The 1,615-nt window shown below is 62.0% G+C and carries 1 protein-coding gene; it reads right to left on the minus strand.

The window, feature by feature from the left end; genetic code table 11:
• Positions 1–152: 152 nt before the first annotated feature.
• Complete coding sequence (locus ACP5E6_RS19065) at positions 153–1,496, minus strand: IS1380 family transposase (RefSeq protein ID WP_427957069.1); 1,344 nt, start codon at positions 1,494–1,496, stop codon at positions 153–155.
• Between the last annotated feature and the right edge of the window lie 119 nt (positions 1,497–1,615).

The raw sequence follows: 1,615 nt of genomic DNA on the forward strand, positions 1-1,615 counted from the left end.
CCCATCTTATTCATTCTTCAGCGTTCTGATTGTACTTTTGAATTTTGGTCGCGCCTATGCATTGCGATTCATTGTCGCGTTTTGGGTTCGGGATTTGGTCTGCGTTGGGGGTTGATCGGATTGGGCTGGCTCTGGGGCGTTGGCCCCATCGGTCATGGGCCGGCCGGCTGGAGGCAGCGCGCGAGGCTTGCGAACAATTCGGCCTCGGGATGTGCTGCGGCGAGGGCGATGCGCACGCGGGTGGCGGTTTCGGTGATGCGTGCGGCGATCTTGATCAGGCGCAGGCGCAGGGTGGCGAACTCGGCGTTAGCCAAGGGCTGCAGCACGGGGATCGCGTCACGCAGCTTCAGCATCAGCCAGTAAGCGCCCGTGTGCAGGATCAGGCGAACCTGATTGGCGAGCGGCGAGCGGCAGCTTGTGCGGTCTGACGACAACTGGCTTTTGTGCAGCTTGATCAGATTTTCCGCCTGACCGCGGGCGCAATACAACGTCTCGTAAAGCCATCGGGCGCTACCGCCGGCGAGGTTGGTGACGACGTAGCGAATATCCAAACCTTTCGTGCTGGCCTCGATACGTGCCGCCACCCGGCGTTGGCAGTGCCAGGATTTGGCACCGTAATTGGTTTCGGTGAAGTCGCGTACCACCGGCTCCGGCCCCTCGGCGCGCCGCACCCGAACATCGTCCGCGGTAGTCGCGACCAGACGATCCAGCACCGCGTTGCCAGGCAGGCCGAGGATGTAATTCACTCCGTTGGCCTCGCACCATGCCATCACCTCGGGACGACCGTAGTGACCATCGCCGCGAATGGTGATGCGGGTGGTCGGCCAGTGCAGGCGGATACGCCGTACCAGGCGCCGCAGATAACCGCGCACCTCCCTGCCTGAAGGCGTGGTACCGGGCCGAAGCAGCACCGCCACCGGGCGTGAGGTTGCGGTGTCATAGACATGGATCGGCAGGAAGCAGCGTTCGTCGTAATGGGCGTTGAACAGCGAAAGCTGCTGATGTCCGTGCACGACATCGACGGTATCATCGATATCGAGCGTGACGCTGCGCGGTGCGACAGGATAGCTCGCGCAATAGAGGTCGATCATGGCGTAGCTCATGCGGATCACCGCGCGCAGATCGGGTTGGTTTTCCCAGCGCGAGATGGTCGGTTGCGAGCACAGATCGACGTCGCTGTCGGGTAGCCGTCCGCAGGCCAGTTTGAAGCCGGGATCGCCCCGCAGGTGATCGAGATCGTCGCCATCCTCATAGCCGCACGCGATGGCCAGCATGCGCGCGCGCAGGATATCGGCGACGCTGTGGGTGATGAGCCGCGGATTGCGCGGATCGGCAATCAACCCGGCGAGCTTTGCCGCAACGCCGAGCGACTTTTCAACCGCGCCCAGAAGCATGACCCCACCATCGGACGTCAGCCGCCCGCCATCGAACGCCGCCGTGACTTTCTTGCGCCGCACGGATGGCAGAGAAAACGGAAACAGGGTATTTTCGATCATGGCGGGTGTGGCACAGTCCGGTTTGAGCAAGGTTGGCGTCAGCACCCATACTATTGCTCAAAATCAAAGACTTATACCATGCCCGCCAGCGAATCCCTGACATGCCGCGAATAAGATGG

Source organism: Acidiphilium sp. (assembly GCF_049977125.1).
GTDB lineage: Bacteria > Pseudomonadota > Alphaproteobacteria > Acetobacterales > Acetobacteraceae > Acidiphilium.